The sequence below is a fragment of the Paraburkholderia aromaticivorans genome, assembly GCF_012689525.1.
GTDB classification, from domain to species: domain Bacteria; phylum Pseudomonadota; class Gammaproteobacteria; order Burkholderiales; family Burkholderiaceae; genus Paraburkholderia; species Paraburkholderia aromaticivorans_A.
This window is the reverse complement of the sequence record NZ_CP051516.1, coordinates 3,793,389-3,816,305: the sequence shown is the minus strand read 5'-3', so window position 1 is coordinate 3,816,305 and position 22,917 is coordinate 3,793,389. Positions and strand designations below refer to the sequence as shown.

General features: G+C 64.1%; 18 protein-coding genes. 14 read left to right on the top strand and 4 right to left on the bottom strand.

Annotated elements, in window-relative coordinates; genetic code table 11:
- Positions 1–141: 141 nt before the first annotated feature.
- Positions 142–1,854, bottom strand: coding sequence for a D-alanyl-D-alanine carboxypeptidase/D-alanyl-D-alanine endopeptidase (gene dacB, locus HF916_RS45365; RefSeq protein ID WP_431311472.1), 1,713 nt, complete (start codon positions 1,852–1,854; stop codon positions 142–144).
- Between dacB and HF916_RS51275 the strand changes: the two genes are divergently transcribed.
- From HF916_RS51275 to HF916_RS45335, 7 genes are all read left to right on the top strand, one after another.
- Entirely contained in the window at positions 1,779–2,033 is a 255-nt protein-coding gene (locus HF916_RS51275; protein WP_240975727.1) for a hypothetical protein, read from the top strand. The two genes, dacB and HF916_RS51275, sit on opposite strands and share 76 nt — an antisense overlap.
- A 102-nt stretch (positions 2,034–2,135) precedes the next feature.
- Positions 2,136–2,798 (top strand): response regulator, encoded by a 663-nt coding sequence (locus HF916_RS45360; protein WP_168795112.1) that lies wholly within the window; start codon positions 2,136–2,138, stop codon positions 2,796–2,798.
- A 4-nt stretch (positions 2,799–2,802) separates the two neighbouring features.
- Positions 2,803–4,104 (top strand): ATP-binding protein, encoded by a 1,302-nt coding sequence (locus HF916_RS45355; RefSeq protein WP_168795111.1) that lies wholly within the window; start codon positions 2,803–2,805, stop codon positions 4,102–4,104.
- Between the two features lie 155 nt (positions 4,105–4,259).
- On the top strand, positions 4,260–5,783 hold the full coding sequence (locus tag HF916_RS45350) for a DegQ family serine endoprotease (RefSeq protein ID WP_168795110.1): 1,524 nt from the start codon (positions 4,260–4,262) through the stop codon (positions 5,781–5,783).
- Between the two features lie 302 nt (positions 5,784–6,085).
- A complete protein-coding gene (locus tag HF916_RS45345; RefSeq protein WP_168795109.1) occupies positions 6,086–6,583 on the top strand; it encodes a carboxypeptidase-like regulatory domain-containing protein in 498 nt (165 codons plus the stop codon).
- A 151-nt stretch (positions 6,584–6,734) separates the two neighbouring features.
- Complete coding sequence (locus HF916_RS45340) at positions 6,735–7,127, top strand: DUF427 domain-containing protein (RefSeq protein ID WP_168795108.1); 393 nt, start codon at positions 6,735–6,737, stop codon at positions 7,125–7,127.
- A gap of 33 nt (positions 7,128–7,160) precedes the next feature.
- Complete coding sequence (locus HF916_RS45335; RefSeq protein WP_168795107.1) at positions 7,161–7,922, top strand: CoxG family protein; 762 nt, start codon at positions 7,161–7,163, stop codon at positions 7,920–7,922.
- A 133-nt stretch (positions 7,923–8,055) separates the two neighbouring features.
- Here HF916_RS45335 and HF916_RS45330 read toward each other — a convergent pair whose 3' ends face one another.
- Positions 8,056–9,057, bottom strand: a complete 1,002-nt coding sequence (locus tag HF916_RS45330; RefSeq protein ID WP_168795106.1) for a helix-turn-helix domain-containing protein — start codon at positions 9,055–9,057, stop codon at positions 8,056–8,058.
- Positions 9,058–9,226: 169 nt separating this feature from the next.
- On the opposite strand from HF916_RS45330, the gene HF916_RS45325 reads away from it, so the two are divergent.
- Positions 9,227–9,859 carry a cysteine hydrolase family protein gene (locus tag HF916_RS45325; RefSeq protein WP_168795105.1) on the top strand — a complete coding sequence of 211 codons (633 nt, stop codon included), beginning with the start codon at positions 9,227–9,229 and terminating at the stop codon, positions 9,857–9,859.
- A 173-nt stretch (positions 9,860–10,032) separates the two neighbouring features.
- Here the strand turns inward: HF916_RS45325 and HF916_RS45320 are convergent, their stop codons facing one another.
- Positions 10,033–10,692 carry a TetR family transcriptional regulator gene (locus tag HF916_RS45320; protein ID WP_168795860.1) on the bottom strand — a complete coding sequence of 220 codons (660 nt, stop codon included), beginning with the start codon at positions 10,690–10,692 and terminating at the stop codon, positions 10,033–10,035.
- Between the two features lie 431 nt (positions 10,693–11,123).
- Here HF916_RS45320 and HF916_RS45315 point away from each other — a divergent pair, with 431 nt between their 5' ends.
- From HF916_RS45315 to HF916_RS45305, 3 genes are read left to right on the top strand one after another with little or no spacing between them, the layout of a single operon-like run.
- Entirely contained in the window at positions 11,124–12,359 is a 1,236-nt protein-coding gene (locus HF916_RS45315; RefSeq protein WP_168795104.1) for an efflux RND transporter periplasmic adaptor subunit, read from the top strand.
- A gap of 15 nt (positions 12,360–12,374) precedes the next feature.
- The gene (locus HF916_RS45310) at positions 12,375–15,596 is read left to right on the top strand and encodes an efflux RND transporter permease subunit (protein WP_168795103.1); all 3,222 of its coding nucleotides are present in this window, start codon (positions 12,375–12,377) and stop codon (positions 15,594–15,596) included.
- 1 nt (position 15,597) lies between these two features.
- A complete protein-coding gene (locus tag HF916_RS45305; RefSeq protein WP_168795102.1) occupies positions 15,598–17,175 on the top strand; it encodes an efflux transporter outer membrane subunit in 1,578 nt (525 codons plus the stop codon).
- Positions 17,176–17,333: 158 nt separating this feature from the next.
- Here HF916_RS45305 and HF916_RS45300 read toward each other — a convergent pair whose 3' ends face one another.
- Complete coding sequence (locus HF916_RS45300) at positions 17,334–18,743, bottom strand: nucleobase:cation symporter-2 family protein (protein WP_168795101.1); 1,410 nt, start codon at positions 18,741–18,743, stop codon at positions 17,334–17,336.
- 426 nt (positions 18,744–19,169) lie between these two features.
- Here HF916_RS45300 and HF916_RS45295 point away from each other — a divergent pair, with 426 nt between their 5' ends.
- The 3 genes from HF916_RS45295 (at position 19,170) to fghA (ending at position 22,887) form a co-directional block, all read left to right on the top strand.
- The gene (locus HF916_RS45295) at positions 19,170–20,696 is read left to right on the top strand and encodes a xylulokinase (protein ID WP_168795100.1); all 1,527 of its coding nucleotides are present in this window, start codon (positions 19,170–19,172) and stop codon (positions 20,694–20,696) included.
- A 217-nt stretch (positions 20,697–20,913) separates the two neighbouring features.
- The gene (locus HF916_RS45290; RefSeq protein WP_020069206.1) at positions 20,914–22,020 is read left to right on the top strand and encodes an S-(hydroxymethyl)glutathione dehydrogenase/class III alcohol dehydrogenase; all 1,107 of its coding nucleotides are present in this window, start codon (positions 20,914–20,916) and stop codon (positions 22,018–22,020) included.
- A gap of 15 nt (positions 22,021–22,035) precedes the next feature.
- Positions 22,036–22,887 carry an S-formylglutathione hydrolase gene (gene fghA / locus HF916_RS45285; RefSeq protein WP_168795099.1) on the top strand — a complete coding sequence of 284 codons (852 nt, stop codon included), beginning with the start codon at positions 22,036–22,038 and terminating at the stop codon, positions 22,885–22,887.
- Positions 22,888–22,917: the final 30 nt, after the last annotated feature.

The following is a 22,917-nucleotide window of genomic DNA, read 5'->3' as shown; positions in this document are numbered from 1 at the left end:
TTGTCGTTTTTGTTCGAGCGGGATCCGTAACCGGTGCACGGCCCCGGCGCCACGTCTAGCGTGTTACGCGCGCCTCAAACACTGCCCGACAGCGTACACGCTTGAGCACGTTGCCGCGCGCGGCTTCGCTAGAAGGAACACTCAGTGAGCGCCACGCTTGTGCGGGTTTTTCCTGGGCTTGATGCTGCGCGGTTCGACGACCGGATCGGACACCTTGGTGAAGCCCTGCGACGGACCTTGATACACCCATTCGAGTAGCGCATCGTGCGCGGCGCGCGCGGCTTCCGAATGCGGATCGTTGATCAGGCTGACGACCACGTAACTGTTACCGTCCGCCGAGGCGACATAGCCCGCGATTGCCCGAACGTCGCGCAACGTGCCGGTCTTGATGTGCGCATTGCCGCCCGCGCCCTGGTTGGTCAAGCGGTTGCGCATGGTGCCGTCGACGCCCGCGATCGGCAGCGACTCCACGAACACCTGCGCGACCGGACTCGCGTTGGCCCGCTGCAGCAGATCGGCGAGCGAGAGCGCGGTGACGTGCTCGTCGCGCGACAGGCCCGAGCCGTTGTCGAGCGTCAGATATTCCATGTCGATACTGTCGCGGCGCAGAAACGCCTCGATGGCGCGCGCCGATTTGGCGGGCGTCGCGGGCCCCTTTTCCTCGGTTGCGCCGATCGTCAGGAACAGGTTGCGCGCCATCGTGTTGTTGCTGAATTTGTTGATGTCGCGAACGATGTCGGACAGCATCGGCCCCTGATGCGTCGCGATCAGTTTGGCGCCGACCGGCACCGCGCCTTCGCGCGTCGCGCCACTGAACGTGCCGCCGGTTTGCTGCCACAGCGCGAGAAAACCGCCCGCGAAAAACGCCGAGTGATCGAGTACCGCAACGTTGATCGTGCGCGGGCCGCAGCGCATCGAATAGTCGCCGCTGAACGAGGCTACGACGGTGCCGTTCGGCTGCGGCGTGACAGTGGGCGACACCGAGGCCGCGTCGCCGCGGCACGGGCCGTTCACCGCGTGCATCTGGTTGTCGATCTGCAGTTGCGCGAGCGCGGGCAGCACGTCGATCGCAACGCTGCCGTCGGGCGACGGCGTCAGCGTGAACGACAGCGATTTGAACGCGTACAGGAGCGGATCGGGACCGACGTTGTATGGCGCGGTGGCGTCGTCGTCGAACGGCGGCAGGTCGCGCGTGGACGGATCGAAGTAGCGCTTGTCGAGCACCAGCGCGCCGTCGATGCCGTTGATGCCCGCCTTGTGGATCTTCTGCACGAGGTCGATCAGTTCTTCCGGCACGAGCTTCGGATCGCCCGTGCCCTGAATGTAGAGATTGCCGTGCAGCACGCCATTGGCGTCGATGCTGCCGTCCGCGTAGGCGCTGGTGCGCCAGCGGTAGTCGGGGCCGAGTATCGACAGGCCCGAGTAGGTAGTGACGAGTTTCATCGTCGAGGCGGGCATCATCGGCTTGCCGGCGTTCAGTGCGAGGATCGGCGTGCGGTCGCCGACTTTCTCCACGACCACGCTGATCGACGACAAGGGCACGTGCGCGCGCTGCAAGTCGAGCATCACCGGTTGCGGCAAGACCGTGGTGACGTTGACGCTCGGACGCGTGGCCTTGACGCGAGCCTGCGCGGCGAGCGGCAGCGATGCGCCGCAGCTGAGCGCGGCGCAGGCGAGCAGCCAGGCCGTTGCGCGCGGCGCGAACCGGCGCGGCAGGCGAGCGGTGGAAACGATAGCGGTGGTCAAAGCGGTGGCAGCGTTCGAAGCAATGGAAGTGGTTGAAGCAACAGAAGCAGCAGAAGCAGCAGAAGCAGCAGAAGCAGCAGAAGCCGCAGAATCAAATCGCGGACGCAGCGCCGCGTGGCGGACATGATGAAAACGGCGTGCGACAGAAAACAGAAAAGCGTGCGTCATGGACGGGCGAAAAAGCAAAATGTCAGGGCGTGGGGCACGCGGCAATCCAGGCGGCGCCGATGGATCGCGTTGGCGCGCGGATGGAAACGCCGCCGCGCGAAGCAAAGCGCCCATTGTAGAGACATGCCGCCAGGCTGCGGTGGAAATTGCGCCATGCGGCGCGCATGCCGGGAGGCGGGCGCTAGAATGCGGCATCATCGAACGATTCGGAACGGATAACCATGCGCATCTTGCTAGTCGAAGACGACCGGATGATTGCCGAAGGCGTGCGCAAGGCGCTGCGCGGCGAAGGCTTCGCGGTCGACTGGGTGGAAGATGGCGAAGCGGCGCTCAGCGCGGCGGGCAGCCAGCCTTACGATCTCGTGCTGCTCGACCTGGGCCTGCCCAAACGCGACGGTCTCGACGTGTTGCGCACGCTGCGCTCACGCGGCCACGCGCTGCCGGTGCTGATCGTCACCGCGCGCGACGCCGTGGCGGATCGCGTCAAAGGCCTCGACGCCGGCGCCGACGATTACCTCGTCAAACCTTTTGATCTCGACGAACTCGGCGCCCGCATGCGCGCGCTGATCCGGCGTCAGTCCGGGCGCAGCGATTCGACCATCCGCCATGGCAACCTGACGCTCGATCCCGCGTCGCATCAGGTCACGCTCGACAGCGCGCCGGTCGCGTTGTCGGCGCGTGAATTCGCGCTGCTCGAGGCGCTGCTCGCGCGTCCCGGCGCCGTGCTCTCGAAGAGCCAGCTCGAGGAAAAAATGTACGGCTGGGGCGAGGAGATCGGCAGCAACACCGTCGAGGTCTACATTCACGCGCTGCGCAAGAAACTCGGCGCGGACCTGATCCGCAACGTGCGCGGCCTGGGCTACATGATCGCGAAGGACGCCTGAGCCGATGCGTTCGATTCGCCGTCAATTGCTGGTCTGGCTGCTGGCGCTGGTGCTGCTCGGCGTCGGCATCGCGGGTTGGCTGATCTACCGGCAAGCGCTTGCCGAAGCCAACGAACTCTTCGATTACCAGTTGGAGCAGATCGCCGCGGCGCTGCCGTCGGAACCGTTCTCGCAAGTGCTCGCTTCGCGCGACACCGGCGACGAAGGCATCGTGCTGCAGATCTGGAACCGCAACGGCGTGCTGATGTACTACTCGCGTCCGCGTGCGCCGCTCGCACCGCGCGCCGAACTCGGCTTTTCGACCGAGCACACGGAGCGCGGCGATTGGCGCGTGTATGGCGCGATCGTCGGCGACAACGTGGTGCAGCTGGCGCAGCCGGTTTCCGTGCGCAACCGCCTCGCCGCGAACGTCGCGCTGCGTACGCTGTGGCCGCTGATCGTGCTGCTGCCGTTGCTCGGGCTCGCGGTGTGGGTGATCGTCGGACGCGGACTCAGGCCGTTGCGGCGCGTGACCAGCGCGCTCGACGCGCGCCATCCCGAAGCGCTCGATCCGTTGCCGGATCAGCGTCTGCCGCTCGAAGTGCAGCCGCTCGTGCGCGCGCTGAACGGTCTGCTCGAACGGCTCGCCACCGCGCTCGATATTCAGAAAGCATTTGTCGCCGACGCCGCGCACGAATTGCGCACGCCGCTCGCCGCCGTGCAGATTCAGGCGCAACTGGTGGCGCGCGCGAAGGACGACAGCGGCCGCAGCGAGGCGCTCGCCGATCTGCAAGCCGGCGTGACGCGTGCCACGCGTCTTGCCGAGCAACTGTTGGCGCTCGCGCGTTCCGAACCGGACGGCCTCGCCGCGACCGACGCGATCGATCTGCGCGCGCTGCTGCAGGAGTGCGTGGTGACTTACGCGCCGCTTGCACTGAACCGCGGCGTCGATCTCGGCATCGAGGCGACGGAACCCGCCACCGTGATCGGCAACGCCGACGCGCTGCGTGTGATGTTCAACAATCTCGTGGATAACGCAACCAAATACACGCCACGCGGCGGGCGTGTAGACGTCGGCCTGCATGTCGTGGAGGGGCACCCGGTCGTGCGGATCGCGGACAGCGGACCGGGTATCGAACCGGCCGAACGCGATCGCGTGTTCGATCGTTTCTATCGCGCGGGCGCCGGCGCGAATCGCGTCCGTACCGATGTGGCGGGCAGCGGTCTGGGTCTGGCGATCGTGCGTCGCATCGCCGTGCAGCATCATGCTGCCGTATCGCTCGACGAGTCGCCGGCGGGCGGCTTGCAAGTCAGCGTGCGTTTCTGAAAGCAAGGCTTTCTGTTCGTAAAGAGGCTTAAACGAGGCTTAAACAGCCTCGAAAACCGGATAGAAGCGATCTGGCGCTGCTTAAGACTCTTTTAAGCGATGCCACGTACGCTTCGAGACATCCAAAGTCTCTTTCTCCCAGTCAGGAGTACACGATGAACGCGAAAACCTTGTCCCGCAGCGCTGTTGCAATAGCTGTCGCCGTAGCGCTTTCCGCCGGCTATGTGGCGGGGCATCGCGACGTGCCCGCGCCGCAGGTGATCTCGCCGGCGCAAGCCGCGATGATGCCCGCTGAAGCCGCCGCCAAAACCGGCATTCCCGACTTCTCGGGCCTCGTCGAAACCTACGGCCCGGCCGTGGTGAACATTAGCGCGAAGCACGTCGTCAAGCAGACGGCGCTGCGCGGCAACCCCGGCAATGGCAACGGCGGCGGCAACGGCAATCAGTTGCCGATCGATCCGAGCGATCCGTTCTACCAGTTCTACAAGCACTTCTTCGGCGGCATGCCGGGCATGCAAGGCGGCGACGGCGGCGATGCGGCCGATCAGCCGAGCGCGAGCTTGGGCTCGGGCTTCATCGTCAGCAATGACGGCTACATCCTGACCAATGCGCACGTGGTAGACGGCGCCAACGTCGTCACCGTGAAGCTGACCGACAAGCGCGAATTCCGCGCGAAGGTAGTGGGCGCCGACAAGCAGTCCGACGTCGCCGTATTGAAGATCGACGCGAGCAATCTGCCGACCGTGAAGATCGGCGATCCGCGCCAGAGCAAGGTCGGCCAGTGGGTCGTCGCGATTGGCTCGCCTTACGGTTTCGACAACACGGTGACCTCGGGCATCATCAGCGCGAAGTCGCGCTCGCTCCCTAATGAAAACTACACGCCGTTCATTCAGACCGACGTGCCGGTGAACCCGGGCAATTCGGGTGGCCCGCTCTTCAATCTGCAAGGCGAAGTGATCGGTATCAACTCGATGATCTATTCGCAGACGGGCGGCTTCCAGGGCCTTTCGTTCGCCATCCCGATCAATGAGGCGATCAAGGTCAAGGACGACATCGTCAAGACCGGCCACGTGAGCCGCGGCCGTCTCGGCGTAGCGGTGCAGGGCATGAACCAGACGCTCGCTAACTCGTTCGGCATGCAGAAGCCGCAAGGCGCGCTGGTCAGCTCGGTCGATCCGGGCGGCCCGGCGGCCAAGGGCGGTTTGCAGCCGGGCGACGTGATCCTGTCGGTGAATGGCGAACCGGTCAGCGACTCGTCCGATCTGCCGGCGCAGGTCGCGGGGCTCGCGCCGGGCAGCTCGGCGACCGTGCAGGTCTGGCGCGACAAGACCACCAAGGACCTGAAGGTGACCATCGGCTCGTTGTCGGATGCGAAGGTCGCCTCGGACAAGGCCGATCAGCCGACCCAGTTGCAAGGCCGGCTCGGCGTGGCGGTGCGGCCGCTGACGCCGGAAGAGAAGAGCGGCGCGTCGGTCTCGCACGGTCTGCTGGTGCAGCAATCGGGCGGCGCGGCGGAAAGCGCCGGCATCCAGCCGGGCGACGTGATTCTCGCGGTCAACGGCCGGCCCATTTCGAGCGTCGATCAGCTGAAGCAGATGATCGCCGGTGCCGGCAACAGCATCGCGTTGCTGATCCAGCGCGACAACGCGCAGATCTTCGTGCCGGTCGATCTCGGCTGATGAGTCGCGCGGTCGGGACGGCCCGGTCGCTCGACCGGTTGGAAGTTTGACCGACGCTGCGGCTGATCTCACCGCGAATTGAAGTAATGCTTGCCGGTCCGTTGCAGATACTGCCAGCGGACCGGCAATTTTTATTTGGATCCTCGCACCGAAGAAGGGCGTTGTACGCCAGCCGGCGTGGCGCGCAGCGGTTTTCCAATGACGCGGCGGGCGGCTTGGCACGCAGGTTGCATCTGCCTTGATCCGGGCCCATCGCGGGAAACCGGAGAAGCAGGGATAAGACCTCAACAAGGAGCGAACCGATGAAAACCCAACGCAATCAGCGAAGGATCGTAGCCGCCGCGGTTGCCGCAGCGCTCACGCTCGGTCTGGCGGGTGGCGCATACGCACAGCAGGCAAGCGATACGACCGGCGGCACGACCACCGATGAATCCAGCGCGGGCAACGCCAATGGCGGCGGCCTGCCGCAAATCCAGCAGCAAGGCGATGTCTCGTTCGTGTCGGGCGGCGTCGGTCTCGACGAATCGAAGGCATTGCAGCAGGCGCAAAGCCAGTGGCCACTGTCGCTGCGCTTCACGGGCCCGGGTTCCGACTTTCTCGCCGACGTTCACGTGCGCGTGGTCGACGCGCACAACGGCGAGGTGCTAAGCACTACGTCGCGCGGGCCGTACATGCTTGTCAAATTGCGCCCGGGCCGCTACACGGTGCATGCGCAATACAAGGATCGCGACCAGTCCAAACCGGTGACGATCCCGGCCAAGGGCACCGCCAGGGCTGCGTTCTACTGGAACACGCAATAAGCGCGGCGCCGTTCTGGGCGGCGGTGTGGTTAGCGCCGCACTCCGTGCAGGAAGGCCGCGCAATCGGCCGGACTTTGGTCGATAATGAAGCCACGGGCACCCCCCGTGGCTTTACTGTTTGCACGTCCGCACACCATTACGGAGCCGAGACATGAGCGATGCCTTGACACCTCACGGGAGCCCTGGCGCGAGCACGGGCGGGCACACCATCGTCATCACCGGCAACAGTCACCGGGTGCGCATGATCCACGGCGGCGTAACCATGGCCGATACGCAGGCGGGGCTGACATTGTCGGAAACCGGTCTGCCGGACGTGTTCTATTTCCCGCGTTCGGACGTGAACATGGCCCGGCTCGAACGCTCGACGCACAGCACGCACTGTCCGTTCAAAGGCGACGCGTCGTACTTCCATTTGCGCACGGAAGACGGCCTGATCGAGAACGCCGTGTGGAGTTACGAAACGCCGCTCGAGTCGGCGATGAAGATCAAAGGGTATCTCGCGTTTTACGCATCGCGCGTCGACCGCATCGATCAGACGTCCTGATCCCGCTGTCGCGCGTTCATCGGGGAGGCTGCCATGGAACTGAACGACGCGTTACGGATTCCGCTTGCGCCGTCCGACGTTTGGGAGGCGTTGCAAGATCTCGCGCTACTGCGCGCCAGCCTCGACAACTGCGAGTCGTTCACCCGCCTTGCGCACGGCGAATACGAGCTGATCATGACCGTGCCGCTTGGTCCGCTACGCGCGCGTTATCAGGCGCGTGCCCACGTGGCCGGCCAGGATTCCGGACCGGCGGACGCGCAGCGCCGCACCATCAATTTCAAAGCCCGGGCCGAAGGCATCGGCGCCTTGCGTGGACAGATCGAAGTACGCTTGCGCGCGGACGAAAGCGCGCACGGTGCCGACAGGGAGCGCGGCACGCGGATCGATTACACGATCTGGGCGACTTCGTCCGGCCCGCTCGCGGAATTGCCGACGCGGCAACTCGAAAACGCGCTGCATCAACTGGCGGACGACTTTTTCACCGAGTTCGACGCCGTCGTGCGCGCCAAGCATGGGCAAGGTCCGAATCGCGCGCGGGGTTCAGCGGTGCGTCGGCAGCATGTGTTTCTGCGACCGATCACGCTCGGCGGCATGGCGCGGCGGGTGCGGTCGGATCACGGCAATGCGCTGCCTGGGCGCGCGGCCAGCGCGTCGCACGGAGCCGCGCATGGGGTATCGCATGGGGTTCCGCATCACGAGCCTAGTCCGCACGCGGTCCCGAACTGGGCCTGGGCCGCGATGATCTTTCTGGTCGCGCTGCTGTTGTATGTCGCGCGCTGGGTCAGCGAGCACTGATTCTGGTGGTTTCAGTCGTAGCTGTGGCGCGGGCGGCGGCTAGCGCCGCTGTCGCGCCGATGCGACTACGAAATTCCGGTGGCCTGCTACGAAACGTCGTTAGCTGAGTAGCGCCGCGCTCGCGCATTCACACTCACACGCCGCGAAACTCCCTTCGCCATGCCGATGGCGACGTGCGGAATGCCTCTGCGAAATGTTGCCGTAGCGAAGCGGTCGAGCCGAAGCCCGCGATTCCCGCGATCGCTTCCACCGACTCGTCGGTACTCTCCAGCAATTGCTGCGCGCGAGCCAGTCGCTGCGCCAGCAGCCACGCGCCGACGGTCGTGCCGGTGGCGAGCCGGAAGCGTCGCGTGAACGTGCGGCGGCTCATCAGCGCGCGCCCGGCCAGCGTGTCGAGCGTATGCGGCAATGTCAGATTGCCGCTCACCCAATCGAGCAATCCCGACAGCCGGTCGCCGCGCACATTCGGCGGCATCGGCTGCTGAACGTATTGCGCCTGGCCGCCTTGCCGATGCGGCGGCACCACCAGCCGGCGCGCCACGTGATTTGCCACTTCAGCGCCGCACAGCTTGCGCATCACATGCAGACAGCAGTCGAGGCCGGCGGCGGTGCCGGCCGAGGTCAGTACGTTGCCGTCGTCGACGTAGAGGACGTTGGGGTCGAGGCGCACGCGCGGGTAGCGGCGCGCGAAGTCGTCGGCCCACGCCCAGTGCGTCGAGGCCGGACGGTCGTCGAGGATGCCGGCGGCCGCCAGAACGAACGCGCCCAGACAGAGCCCGACCAGTTGCGCGCCGCGCGCATGGGCGGCGCGCAGCGCGTCGAGCAGCGCGGCGGGCGGCGTTTCGGCCGGGTCGCGCCAACTCGGCACGATGATCGTGTCGGCATCGGCGAGCGCTTCGAGTCCATGCGTGACGGCGATCGAAAAGCCGGCGGTGGTGGTCAGCGCGCCCGTTTCGGCGGCACAGACGCGGAAGTCGAACTCCGGCACGCCGCCGCCGCTGCGGTCTTCGCCGAACACCACGCACGGCACTGAAAGATGGAACGGACTGATGCGGTCGAACGCGACCACCGCGACGACATGGCGGGGCGGTTCGCCGCGTGTCGCGACAGAGGAAGCGGAAGCGGGCGTGGCCATCAGTCACCTCATGAATTCCGACGATGGCCCGATTCTAGCGAATCTTGTCATTCGGGTCGCTGTCGTGAAGTTGGCCGTCGGGGAACAATGCAGTCATCGCCGCTGCTCGTTTCGAGTCCAAACCGGACCCGCCCGCGCGGCCCCCTTTACCCGACCGAGGAGTCTTGCCATGACCACACCGCGCCGTGCGCTGATCGTCATCGACGTGCAGAACGAATACGTGACCGGCGATCTGCCGATCGAATACCCGAACGTGCAAAGCTCGCTCGCCAACATCGGCCGCTCGATGGATGCGGCGCGTGCCGCCGGCGTGCCGGTGGTGGTCGTGCAGAACTTCGCGCCGGCCAGTTCGCCGTTGTTCGCGCGTGGCAGCAGCGGGGCGGAGCTGCATCCGGTGGTGGGCGAGCGGGCTCGCGATCATTACGTGGAAAAGTCGCTGCCAAGCGCTTTCACCGGCACCGATCTCGCCGACTGGCTCGCCGCGCGTCAGATCGACACGCTGACGGTCACCGGCTACATGACCCACAACTGCGATGCATCGACCATCAACCACGCGGTTCACTTGGGGCTCAGCGTCGAATTTCTGCACGACGCGACGGGTTCGGTGCCGTATGAGAACAGTGCGGGTTTCGCCAGCGCGCAGGACATCCACCGGGTGTTCAGCGTGGTACTGCAGTCGCGCTTCGCGGCGGTGGCGAGCACGGACGAGTGGATCTCGGCAGTGCAGAGTGGGGCGCCGTTGGAGCGGGACAATATCTATGCGTCCAACCAGAAGGCAAGGGCCACGCGGGCCGCGGCGTAAAGAGATCGCGGACGGTGGCCGCGCCGAGCGCTGCTATATAAGAAGGCGGTGCTACGGCTCGGCGGATAGAACAAAGTGGAGAATGCGGCATCACGCCGCTGCGCATGAAACAAAGGAGGCGGGTTGCTCACCCGTCCGCCTTTTTGCGTCAACCGCTTTCGTGAAGCAATCGACTAACCGCCGCCGCTCCGCTGTGTACGTCCGTTGCGCAACGCCGGGCTCAGCTTCAGCGCGTCGAACATGCCTTCGACCATCTGCGCGGCATGGGCGCCGAAATCCGTGGCGTCGGGCAGAAACAGCATGTCGCGCAGCGAACCGCTGACAAACGCATGCACCATCGCCGCCGCCAGCTTTGTATCCAGATCCGCGGGCAGTTGCCCTTTGGAGAGGGCGTTGCGCAGACCGCCTTCGATTTTTTTGAGCCCTTCGCGCATGTTGGTCTGATAGCGGACCATCACCGGACCCATTTCCTCGACCAGCTCGCATTTCAGAAACAGGATGTCGAACACGCGCCGGCGACGCGGATCGTTGGCGGTGTCGCGCAGACAGACTGTGCAGATTTCCATCAGACGCCCAAGCGGATCGGGCTCGTTGGGATCTTGCGAGGCGGCTTTGAGTTCGTCCAGCGGCAAAAGCACGCGGTCGAACATTTCAGTGAACAGATCGCTTTTATGCGCGAAGTGCCAGTAGATGGCACCCCGTGTGACGCCGGCGGCCTGCGCGATGTCGGCAAGCGACGTGCGCGATACGCCTTTCTCGAAGAAAACCCGTTCGGCTGCGTCGAGAATACTGTTGCGCGTCTCCAGCGCTTCTTCTTTGGTTCTTCTGACCATATTGTAATGACCTGCCTTGATTGTGGGGTTTTCCCGAGCGTTTTTAAGTACGCCCGATGACAATCCGTCTACGGTTGAGCGAATTGCGAAGCAATCTTGCAAGCCCCCCGCCAGCAAGAGATGTAAATGCACTTTTACATGCATTCGTGAATGTATATATAATAGCATCCCACGATCGGATAGCCCAAGCCGTGACGAAACGTTAATATCCGTCACTGTTGCCTTTCAAAACGCTCTTCGCGCCGTGCCCAGACGGGCGGCGCCGTGCGGCATTTCCCCGGTATGGCGCATTTCGCATCAGGATGCCCTGCAGGTTCGGTTTGCGTCCGCGGGTGTCCGGTCAAGCGTCGCAAGACGCATGTGTGCGCTGTCGTCCCCGGGGTAGGGATGCGCGCACTTTTTCATTCTCAGTCTTTGACAGAGGTCGCTCCATGCGCGTCGAACGGGTTCCATTCCGCTTAATTAGTGCCGCGACGGCTGCCGTATTGCTGGCAGCGTGCGGACCAAAACAATCTGCCCCGCCGCAACAAACGCCGGAAGTTGGCGTCGTCACCGTTCAGCCGACGGCCGTGCCCGTCGTCACCGAATTGCCCGGCCGCACCAGTGCCTTCCTCGTCGCGCAAGTGCGCGCGCGGGTCGACGGCATCGTGTTGCGCCGCGAATTCACGGAAGGCGGCCAGGTCAAAGCGGGTCAACGTCTGTACAAGATCGATCCGGCGCCGTACATCGCCACGCTGAATAACGCCAAGGCGACGCTGGCGAAGGCGCAGGCCAACCTCGTCTCGACCACGGCGCAGGCCAATCGCTACAAGGTGCTGGTTGCCGCCAACGCGGTCAGCAAGCAGGACTACGACAACGCGGTGGCTTCGGAAGGCCAAGGCGCGGCTGACGTCGCCGCGGGCAAGGCGGCGGTCGACACGGCGCAGATCAACCTGGGTTACACGGATGTGGTTTCGCCGGTGACCGGCCAGGTCGGCATCTCGCAGGTCACGCCGGGCGCCTACGTGCAGGCAAGCGCCGCCACGTTGATGGCCACCGTGCAGACACTGGATCCGGTCTATGTGGACCTGACGCAATCGAGCCTCGACGGACTGAAGCTGCGCCGCGACATGCAGGAAGGGCGTCTGAAGACGACGGGTCCGGACGCCGCCAAGGTGTCGCTGATTCTCGAAGACGGCCGCACCTATTCGGAGAAGGGCAAGCTGCAGTTCACCGACGTGACGGTCGACCAGGGCACCGGTTCGGTCACCGTGCGCGCGATCTTCAAGAACGCGGACAAGGTGCTGCTGCCGGGCATGTTCGTGCGCGCGCGCATCGAAGAGGGCGTCAACGAGAGCGCGCTCCTCGTGCCGCAAGTCGGCGTCACGCACGACCAGAAGGGTCAGCCGACCGCGCTGGTCGTCGGTAACGACAACAAGGTCGTGTTGCGTCAGTTGGTCACTTCGGGCACGTACGGTTCGAACTGGGTGGTCGAAAGCGGCTTGAATCCGGGCGACCGTGTGGTCGTGCAGGGCACCGACAAGGCGAAACCCGGCATGCAGGTCAAGACCGTTGCCGCGCAACTTCCCGCCACACCCGCTTCCGGCGCAGCTGCTCAGGGCGCGCCGGCCGCCAGCGGTGCTGCGCAGACGGCACAACCTGCCTCCGCCGCATCGGGCGCGCAATAACAGGGAGCCCGCCTCATGGCAAAGTTCTTCATTGATCGCCCGATTTTTGCATGGGTGATCGCCATTATTCTGATGCTCGCGGGTATCGCGTCGGTCTTCACGTTGCCGATCGCGCAGTACCCGACCATCGCGCCGCCGGCCGTGCAGATCAGCGCAACGTACCCGGGCGCATCGGCGAAGACGGTGGAAAACACCGTCACGCAGGTGATCGAGCAGCAGATGAGTGGTCTCGACCACTTGCTGTATCTGTCGTCCACCTCGGACGACTCGGGTACGGCCACAATTACGCTGACGTTCGCGGCCGGCACCAATCCTGACATCGCGCAGGTGCAGGTGCAGAACAAGCTGCAGCTGGCCACGCCGCTCCTGCCGCAAGCCGTGCAGCAGTTGGGCACCAAGGTCACGAAGTCGAGCAGCAGCTTCCTGCTGGTCATGGCGTTCGTGTCCGAAGACGGCAGCATGAACAAGTACGACCTGGCGAACTACGTCGCGTCGAACATTCAGGATCCGGTCAGCCGTATCGACGGCGTGGGCACGGTAACGCTGTTCGGCTCGCAGTACGCCATGCGGATCTGGCTGGACGCGAACAAGCTGACCAACTTCGGCCTCACGCCGGTAGACGTCGAAACCGCGTTGCAAGCGCAGAACGTGCAGGTCGCGGGCGGTTCGCTCGGCGGCACGCCGTCGGTGCCGGGCCAGGTGTTGCAGGCCACCATCACGGAAGCCACGCTGCTCAATACGCCTGAACAGTTTGGCGACGTGCTCCTCAAGGTGAACCCGGACGGTTCGCGGGTCCGTATCAAGGACGTGGGCCGCATCGAACTGGGTGGCGAAAACTACAACTTCGACACCAAGTACAACGGTCAGCCGACGGCCGGCTTTGGTATTCAGCTCGCTACCGGCGCGAATGCGCTCGCTACCGCCAAGGCGGTGCGCGCGAAGGTCGCCGAACTGTCGAAGTACTTCCCGCACGGTCTGGTGGTGCAGTACCCGTACGACACCACGCCGTTCGTGCGGCTGTCGATCGAAGAAGTGGTCAAGACGCTGCTCGAAGGTATCGTGCTGGTGTTCCTGGTCATGTACCTGTTCCTGCAGAACCTGCGCGCCACGCTGATCCCGACGATCGCCGTGCCGGTGGTGCTGCTGGGCACGTTCGCGGTCATGGGCCTGGTGGGCTTCTCGATCAACACGCTGTCCATGTTCGGGCTGGTGCTGGCCATCGGCTTGCTGGTGGACGATGCGATCGTGGTGGTGGAAAACGTCGAGCGGGTGATGCAGGAGGAGGGCTTATCGCCTCGCGATGCAACCCGCAAGGCCATGGATCAGATTACCGGCGCGCTGGTCGGCGTCGCGCTCGTGCTGTCGGCGGTGTTCGTGCCGGTGGCGTTCTCGGGCGGTTCGGTCGGCGCGATTTACCGGCAGTTCTCGCTGACGATCGTGGCGGCCATGGTGCTGTCCGTGCTGGTCGCGTTGATTCTGACGCCGGCATTGTGCGCGACGATTCTCAAGCCGATCGAGAAGGGGCATCAGGAAAGAACCACCGGTTTCTTCGGCTGGTTCAACCGCACCTTCAACAAGAGCCGCGACAAGTATCACTCGGGCGTGCACCACGTGATCAAGCGCTCGGGCCGTTGGCTGATCATCTATATGGTGGTGATCTTCGCGGTCGGCCTGCTGTTCGTGAAGTTGCCGAAGTCGTTCCTGCCTGACGAAGACCAGGGCACGATGTTCGTGCTGGTGCAAACGCCGTCGGGCTCGACGCAGGAAACCACGGCGCGCGCGTTGAAGGACGTGTCCGACTATCTGCTCAACACCGAGAAGAGCATCGTCGAATCGACCTTCACCGTGAACGGCTTCAGCTTCGCCGGTCGCGGCCAGAACGCGGGCCTCGTGTTCGTGCGGATGAAGGATTACTCGCAACGTCAGCACTCGGATCAGAAGGTGCAGGCGTTGGTGGGCCGTCTCTTCATGCACTTCGGCAGCTACAAGAACGCGCTGGTGTATCCGGTGAATCCGCCGTCGATTCCTGAACTCGGCACGGCCGCGGGCTTCGACTTCGAATTGCAGGATCGCGCGGGCGTCGGTCACGAAAAGCTGATGGAAGCACGCAACATGTTGCTGGGCATGGCGGCGAAAGATCCGACGCTGGCTCAGGTGCGTCCGAACGGCTTGAACGACACGCCGCAGTTCAAGGTGGATATCGACCACGAGAAGGCTTCGGCGCTCGGCGTGTCGCTGTCCGCGATCGACCAGACGTTCTCGATCGCGTGGGCGTCGCAGTACGTGAACAACTTCCTCGATACCGACGGCCGGATCAAGAAGGTGTATCTGCAAGGCGATGCTCCGTTCCGTATGAAGCCGGAAGACCTGAACGCGTGGTACGTGCGCAATACCGCGGGTGGCATGGTGCCGTTCTCGTCGTTCGCCAGCGGCACGTGGACCTACGGTTCGCCGAAGCTGGAACGCTACAACGGTATTTCCGCGGTGGAAATCCAGGGCGCGGCGGCACCGGGCAAGTCGACCGGTCAGGCCATGACGGCCATGGAAGCGCTCGTGACGAAGCTGCCGGCGGGTGTCGGCTACGAGTGGACGGGTCTGTCGCTGCAGGAACGCCAGTCCGGTTCGCAGGCGCCGATTCTGTACGGCATCTCGATCCTCGTCGTGTTCCTGTGTCTCGCGGCGCTGTATGAAAGCTGGTCGATCCCGTTCTCGGTGATCATGGTGGTGCCGCTCGGCGTGATCGGCGCACTGCTGGCCGCTACGCTGCGCGGACTCGAGAACGACGTGTTCTTCCAGGTGGGTCTGCTGACCACGGTGGGTCTGTCGGCGAAGAACGCGATTCTGATCGTGGAATTCGCCCGCGAGCTGCAGCAGGGTGAGGGCATGGGGCCGATCGAGGCTGCGCTGGAAGCAGCGCGTCTGCGGTTGCGTCCGATTCTGATGACCTCGCTCGCGTTCATTCTCGGCGTGATGCCGCTCGCGATCAGTAACGGCGCGGGTTCGGCTAGCCAGCACGCGATCGGTACCGGCGTGATCGGCGGGATGTTGACGGCGACCTTCCTCGCCATTTTCATGATCCCAATGTTCTTCGTCGTGATCCGCGCGAAATTCGGCGGTGAGAAGGAAGACCCGGATGAGGCGCTCGCACACTACAACCAGCACCATCCGCATGATCCGCAAGGCGGCGGTTCAACTGGCGGGTCGGCGGATGAAGGCTCGGGCAAGGACGGACATTGAGATGCAAAAACACTCTCTGATTGCAGTGGCGGTCGCGCTGTTCGCCGCAGGGTGCACGATGGCGCCGAAGTACGAGCGTCCGGCTCCGCCCACGACGAGCACCTTCCCGACCGGTGGCGTGTACGACACGCAGCCGGGCGCGACCCAGCCGGGCGCGAGCCAGACTGACGCGACCCAGGCGGGCAAGCAACAGCCCGGCGCGACGAATGCTGCGCGTAGCGCCAATGACCAGGCGGCGGTCGATATCGGCTGGCGCGATTTCTTCATCGATCCGCGCATGCAGCGGTTGATCGAGATCGCGCTGAAGAACAACCGCGATCTGCGCGTGTCGGTGCTGAACATGCAGGCGTCGGCGGCGCAGTACCGGATCGTTCGCGCTGGGCTGCTGCCGACGCTCGACGCCGCGGCTTCGCAAAGCAAGCAGCGTACGCCGAAGGATCTGTCGGTCGCGGGGCAGACGATTACCAACACGTATTCGGTCGGCCTGAACGCTTCGTGGGAAATCGACTTCTTCGGGCGGATTCAGAGCCTGAAGGATCAGGCGTTGGCGCAATACCTGGCTACGACTCAGGCGCGCAAGGCAGCGGAAATCTCGCTGGTCTCGCAGGTGGCGACCCAGTACATGACCGTGCTCGAACTCGACGATCTGTTGAAGGTCACGCAGAACACGCTGAAGACCTCGCAGGAATCGTATCGGATCGCCAAGCTGCAGTTCGACAACGGCACCGGTTCGGAACTGGATCTGCGTCAGTCGCAAACCGTGGTCGAGCAAGCTTTGGCTAACCTGCAGCAGCAGCTGCGTCTGCGCGCACAAGCGGATAACGCGCTCGTGCTGCTGATCGGCGAGCCGTTGCCGGACGATCTGCCGCCGGGCATGACGTTGGACAACCAGAATCTCCTCACGGATATTCCGGCGGGTCTGCCTTCCGATCTGCTGACGCGTCGTCCGGACATCATGGAGGCCGAAGAGAATCTGCTGGCCGCCAACGCGAACATCGGCGCGGCGCGCGCGGCGTTCTTCCCGAAGGTTTCGCTGACCGGCAGCTTCGGTACGCTGAGCCCGTCGCTCGGCGGTCTGTTCAAGCCGGGTTCGGCGGCGTGGAGCTTCGCGCCGTCGATCACGCTGCCGATCTTCGAGGGCGGCGAGAATCTCGCCAACCTCGATCTCGCCAACATCCAGAAGAAAGTCCAGATCGCCACGTATGAAAAAGCGATCCAGTCGGCCTTCCGCGATGTGGCAGACGCCTTGGCGGCGCGTGGCACGTACGATCAGCAGATCCAGGCGCTGGAGCGCAACACCTTCGCCGAACAGCGCCGGCTGGATCTGTCGAACCTGCGTTATACGAACGGTGTCGACAGCTATCTGACGGTGCTGACCGCGCAGACCGATCTGTATTCGTCGCAGCAGTTGCTGGTCACCGCGCGCATGGAACGTCTGCAGAACCTGGTGACGTTGTATCAGGTACTCGGCGGCGGCTGGATCGAACACAACGGCGAGCAGCCGCGTCCGGCCGATGCACCGGTTGACTATGGCGCGGCGAGCGCGCCGGTGGCGGCTTCGGCGGCCACGGTGGGTTAAGACTTGATGTAGCTTCAGGTGCGTAGAGCAGGTTTCAGTTTCAGAAAAGCCGCCCTACGCAGCCCGCCATAAAAAAACGCCACGGCATGCCGTGGCGTTTTTTTTATCCGCAGCGCTCACGCGATATCTCGCTCGCGCGGCGCGTGGTTGTGTGCTGCTCAGTGCACGTCAACTGCGCGCAACATGTCGTCGCCGCGCGGTTCGTCGCCGCCGCGTCCGTCGAAATCATGCCCGGCGCTGCGAATTTCGCACCTTGCCTTCTTCTCGCTCTTCACGCCGTTGAAGATCAGATTCAGCACGACCGCCGACACCGAAGCCAGCAGAATCCCGCTATGCAACAGCGGCGAGAGAGCCGGCGGCAGCTTCGAGAAGAAGTGCGGCGACACCACCGGCACGAGACCCAGGCCGATACTGACCGCGACGATGAACAGGTTGTGGTGGTTCTTCACGAAGTCGACCTTCGACAGCACCTTGATGCCGTTCGCCGCGACCATGCCGAACATCACGATGCCCGCGCCGCCGAGCACGAAAGCCGGCACGGACGCGACCACTTGCGCCATCTTCGGGAACAGGCCCAGCAGCACCAGAATCACGCCGCCCATCGCGCAGACAAAGCGGCTCTTCACGCCGGTCACGCCGATCAGGCCGACGTTCTGCGAGAACGAGGTATGCGGAAACGAGTTGAAGATGCCGCCGATCAATGTGCCGAGGCCGTCGACGCGCAGACCGCGCACCAGCGTCTTCTGATCGACCGGACGATCCACCATGTCGCCGACCGCGAGGAACATGCCGGTCGATTCGATGAAGGTGACGAACATCACGGTGACCATCGTCGCGATCGACAGCGGATCGAAGTGCGGCAGGCCGAAGTGGAACGGCATGACGAAGCCGACCCACGGCGCGTGCGTGACACCTTCCATGTTGACGCGGCCGATCGCCAACGCGATCACGAAGCCGGCGACAATGCCGAGCAGCACCGAGATATTGGCGAGGAAGCCCTTGGCGAACTTGTTGATCAGCAGAATCAGCATCAACACGGTCAGCGAGAGGCCGAGATAGATCGGATTGCCGTAATCAGGATTGCCCACGCCACCGGCCGCCCAGTTGATGCCGACTTCCATCAGCGACAAACCGATCACCGAGATCACCACGCCGATCACGACCGGCGGGAAGAACCGCAGCAATTTGCCGACTGCGGGCGCGAGCAGAATCCCGACGACACCGGCCGCGATAGTCGAGCCGAAGATGTCGAGAATGCCGAGTGAGGGATTGGTGCCGATCGCGACCATCGGACCGACGGCCGCGAACGTGCAGCCCATGATGACCGGCAGACGGATGCCGAAAATCCACAGACCGAGCGTCTGAATCAGCGTGGCGATGCCGCAGGAAAACAGATCGGCGCTGATCAGGAACGCGATCTGGTCTTTCGGCAACTTGAGCGCCGCGCCAATGATCAGCGGTACCGCGACGGCACCGGCATACATCACCAGAACGTGCTGAATGCCGAGCGTGAGCAACTGGCCTGCGGGCAGTCGTTCGTCGCACGGGTGAACCGTGTTCGATTGCATATCGTCTGTCTCCACCATCTGAGTTTTTGGGATGGCTCCAAGGTATCGGGGACTAAAAAGCACAACAAGACCACTGGGGCCTATTCCGGCATTCCCGGTGACGATATGCGTAGGGGCCGTTTGAAAGCCAAAAGAAATGCGCGGACCTGGTCCATCGGCGGTCAGCCCCTTGCAGTGGCGATGTGAGGCTGTGCGTCGCGCGAGTCCAGATTGACGCGATATGTGTGAGAATCAATGAGGTGTATCTCGCTCACCGCATAGTCCTGTTTTGAGGTGGCTCGCGGCGCGGGTGGGTTAACCCGCGATTCGCGATTTTCGGCGTGCGTTTGGGCGCGATTCTCAAGCGCTGCGCCGGTGCGGAAAAATACGCTTTTCGGGCAGCTTTCGCGTGCTCATATCCATCCTCAATTTGACGCTCTATCGCCCATGAGTTTTCTCGGCATCGACCTCGGCACCGGTTCCCTCAAAATCGCAATCGTCGACGAAAACGGTCGCGAGCAGGCGGTGGCGAGCGTCGCTTATCCCATCGAAACGCCGCAGGCGGGTTGGGCGGAGACATCGGTGCAAACTTGGTGGCGCGCGCTATGCGAAGCCGCCGCGCGTTTGCCCGACGAATTGCGCCGCGATGTGCGGGCCATCGGATTTTCCGGACAGATGCACGGTGTCGTGCTGATCGACGCAGCCGGCGAGGCCGTGCGGCCCGCCATGCTGTGGCCCGACACGCGCGCGCTGGCGTTGCTCGATGCGTGGCCTGAGCCGCAACCGAATCCGGTTGCGCCGGGCATGGCGGGTCCGCTGCTGCGCTGGATCGTGTTGCACGAACCGCAGTCCGCGAGCCGCACGCGCTGGGCGCTGCAACCGAAAGACTGGCTGCGCGTCGCGTTGGGCGGCGCGGTGGCGACCGATCCCTCCGACGCCTGCGCGACCGCGCTCGCCGATCCGGCCGGCGTGTGGGACGCGGCGTTGCTCGATCGGCTCGAGATTCCGCGCGAGTGGTTCGCGCCGCTGGCGCCATCCTATGCGGCGGGTGGCGTGTTGTCGGAGAAGGCGGCGCAGGCGCTGGGTTTGCGCGCCGGCATCGTGCTCGCGACCGGCGCTGCCGATACGCCTTGCGCCGCGCTCGGCAGCGGACTGGCGCACGACGGCGACGCATTGCTGACCACCGGCACCGGCGGACAGATCGTCGTGCTGGCCGAGCACGCGCCCGCGGCGGTCAAGGGCTTGCATCGTTATCGCGCGGCGAGCGATCACTGGTATCGGATGGCGGCGATGCAGAACGTCGGCATCGCGCTCGAACGCACGCGCGGGTGGCTGTCGTATGAATGGGCCGATGCGTATCGTGATGCGTTCGGTGACGCGACCAACGCGACCAATACGACCAATGTGGCCAATGCGACTAGCGCAATCAGCGCATTCAACGCGACCAACGCATCCAGCGCATCCAGCGCGAACACAGCGGCGGCATCCGGTCTCACGTTCTTGCCGTACCTCACAGGCGAACGCACGCCCTGGCTCAACCCGATGGCGCGCGGCGGCTGGCTCGGCCTCGCGCTCGATCACACACGCGGCACGATGATGCGCGCCGCGTTCGAAGGCGTCGCGTTCTCGCTGCGCGCCGGACTCGACGCGATTCGCGCGAGCGGCGCGACGGTGACGGCGTTGAAGCTGGCGGGCGGCGGTTCCGTCGACGCCCGCTGGCGCCAGTTGCTCGCCGATGCGCTGAATGTCGAGCTGCACGCGGTCGATTGTCCGAACGCCGCGCCGCGTGGCGCGGCGATTCTCGGCGGCCTCGCGAGCGGGCACTGGCACGCGCGCGATCTCGCCGCGCTCGCGCCGGGCGCGACGCGTGTTGCGGGTCCGCAAGGCGACGCGGCGCTTGCCGAACGCTATGCGCGCTTTCTCGATCTCTACGGACGAGTCGAAACATGGTTCGCTGATACGCCGTCGCGATGAGCGAATGTCATGTCAGGTTCAGACAATGCCGTGACGCACTTTGCAATACCATTACGTTCTCCGCGCGCTAAGGTATAGCTCGGCGCATTGCGCCGCGTGGCAATGACTGCCTCAGTGGCGCACGAACCAACCGCAGCACCGAATCGCAACACATGCGCGCCGCAACGTAGCCCGCCGCGACGCGCCTTGCCTCGACAGACTCACAGGAGCATTCACGATGAAGACCAAAGCAGCAATCGCATGGAAAGCTGGCGCGCCGTTGACGATCGAAGAAGTCGATCTGGAAGGGCCGCGCGCCGGTGAAGTCCTGATCGAAGTGAAGGCCACGGGCATCTGCCATACCGATTACTACACGCTCTCCGGCGCGGACCCGGAAGGCATCTTCCCGGCGATTCTTGGGCACGAAGGCGCGGGCGTGATCGTCGATACCGGTCCCGGTGTCGGCACGCTGAAGAAAGGCGATCACGTCATTCCGCTGTACACGCCGGAATGCCGTCAGTGCAAGTTCTGCCTGTCGCGCAAGACCAATCTCTGTCAGGCGATTCGTTCGACGCAGGGCAAGGGTTTGATGCCTGATGCGACCTCGCGCTTCTCGCTCGACGGCAAGCCGCTGTTTCACTACATGGGCACGTCCACGTTTTCGAACTACATCGTCGTGCCGGAAATCGCGGTAGCGAAGGTGCGTGAAGACGCGCCGTTCGACAAGATCTGCTACATCGGCTGCGGCGTGACGACCGGTGTCGGTGCGGTCGTGTATTCAGCCAAAGTGGAAGCTGGCGCGAATGTCGTGGTGTTCGGTCTTGGCGGCATCGGCTTGAATGTGATCCAGGGCGCGAAGATGGTCGGCGCGGACAAGATCATCGGTGTGGACATCAATCCGGGACGTGTCGAACTGGCGAAGAAGTTCGGCATGACGCACTTCATCAACCCGAACGAAGTCGAGAACGTGGTCGATCACATCGTGCAACTCACCGATGGCGGCGCGGACTATTCGTTCGAATGTATCGGCAACACGAAGGTGATGCGTCAGGCGCTCGAATGCACGCACAAGGGCTGGGGCCAGTCGTTCATCATCGGCGTGGCGGCGGCGGGCGAGGAGATCAGCACGCGTCCGTTCCAGCTGGTGACGGGCCGCGAGTGGAAGGGCTCGGCGTTCGGTGGCGCGCGCGGCCGCACCGACGTGCCGAAAATCGTCGACTGGTACATGGAAGGCAAGATCAATATCGACGATCTGATCACGCACCGTCTGCCGCTCGAACGCATCAACGAGGGCTTCGATCTGATGAAGAAGGGCGAGTCGATCCGCTCGGTCGTGCTGTACTGAACCGGGAGGCCTGGCATGTTCGAACTCTTGTCGTCACACGCCTGTCATGGCGGCGAGCAGCGCATCTATCGGCACGACTCGCAGACCATCGGTCTGTCGATGCGCTTCTCCATCTATCTGCCGCCGCAGGCCTTGCAGGCCAATGCGAACGTACCCGCGCTGTTCTATCTCGCGGGTCTCACGTGCACGGAAGAAACCTTTCCGGTCAAGGCCGGCGCACAGCGTTTCGCGGCGCAGCACGGTATCGCGCTGATCGCGCCGGATACCAGTCCGCGCGGCGCGGGCGTGCCGGGCGAAAGCGCGGCGTGGGACTTCGGCGTGGGCGCGGGCTTTTACGTCGATGCCACACAGCAGCCGTGGGCGCAGCACTATCGGATGTACTCATACGTGCGTGACGAGCTGCGCGAAACGGTGCTCGCGAATCTGCCGGTGGACGGCGCGCGTTTGGGCATCTTCGGGCATTCCATGGGCGGTCACGGCGCGTTGATGCTCGCGTTGCGCAATCCGGAGATCTATCGGTCGGTGTCGGCGTTCGCGCCGATTGCCGCACCTTCACAGTGCCCGTGGGGCGTGAAGGCGTTCAGCGGCTATCTGGGCGAAGACCGTGAAGCGTGGAAGCAGTACGACGCAAGCGAACTGGTGGCGCATGCGTCGCGCAAATTTTCGGCGGGGATTCTGGTCGATCAGGGTCTCGCGGATCAGTTCCTCGCGGAGCAACTGAACCCGGATGTGTTCGAAGCCGCCTGTCAGGCCGCAGGTCAACCGCTGACGCTGCGCCGTCATGCGGGCTACGATCACGGCTATTACTTCATCTCGACGTTCATCGAAGATCATCTCGCGCATCACGCGAAGGTGCTGCTCGGCTGAAGTCTCGCAGGACGATGATGGCGGTGTGCA

Bases quoted from the DNA above. Each gene is read 5' to 3' on its own strand.
- HF916_RS45360 (WP_168795112.1), top strand. From the start codon at position 2,136: ATGCGCATCTTGCTAGTCGAAGACGACCGGATGATTGCCGAAGGCGTG.
- fghA (WP_168795099.1), top strand. From the start codon at position 22,036: ATGTTCGAACTCTTGTCGTCACACGCCTGTCATGGCGGCGAGCAGCGC.
- HF916_RS45335 (WP_168795107.1), top strand. From the start codon at position 7,161: ATGGAACTGAACGACGCGTTACGGATTCCGCTTGCGCCGTCCGACGTT.
- HF916_RS45290 (WP_020069206.1), top strand. From the start codon at position 20,914: ATGAAGACCAAAGCAGCAATCGCATGGAAAGCTGGCGCGCCGTTGACG.
- HF916_RS45300 (WP_168795101.1), bottom strand. From the start codon at position 18,743: ATGCAATCGAACACGGTTCACCCGTGCGACGAACGACTGCCCGCAGGC.
- HF916_RS45305 (WP_168795102.1), top strand. From the start codon at position 15,598: ATGCAAAAACACTCTCTGATTGCAGTGGCGGTCGCGCTGTTCGCCGCA.
- HF916_RS45330 (WP_168795106.1), bottom strand. From the start codon at position 9,057: ATGGCCACGCCCGCTTCCGCTTCCTCTGTCGCGACACGCGGCGAACCG.
- HF916_RS45310 (WP_168795103.1), top strand. From the start codon at position 12,375: ATGGCAAAGTTCTTCATTGATCGCCCGATTTTTGCATGGGTGATCGCC.
- HF916_RS45340 (WP_168795108.1), top strand. From the start codon at position 6,735: ATGAGCGATGCCTTGACACCTCACGGGAGCCCTGGCGCGAGCACGGGC.
- HF916_RS45325 (WP_168795105.1), top strand. From the start codon at position 9,227: ATGACCACACCGCGCCGTGCGCTGATCGTCATCGACGTGCAGAACGAA.
- HF916_RS45350 (WP_168795110.1), top strand. From the start codon at position 4,260: ATGAACGCGAAAACCTTGTCCCGCAGCGCTGTTGCAATAGCTGTCGCC.
- HF916_RS45355 (WP_168795111.1), top strand. From the start codon at position 2,803: ATGCGTTCGATTCGCCGTCAATTGCTGGTCTGGCTGCTGGCGCTGGTG.
- HF916_RS45315 (WP_168795104.1), top strand. From the start codon at position 11,124: ATGCGCGTCGAACGGGTTCCATTCCGCTTAATTAGTGCCGCGACGGCT.
- HF916_RS45320 (WP_168795860.1), bottom strand. From the start codon at position 10,692: ATGGTCAGAAGAACCAAAGAAGAAGCGCTGGAGACGCGCAACAGTATT.
- HF916_RS45295 (WP_168795100.1), top strand. From the start codon at position 19,170: ATGAGTTTTCTCGGCATCGACCTCGGCACCGGTTCCCTCAAAATCGCA.
- HF916_RS45345 (WP_168795109.1), top strand. From the start codon at position 6,086: ATGAAAACCCAACGCAATCAGCGAAGGATCGTAGCCGCCGCGGTTGCC.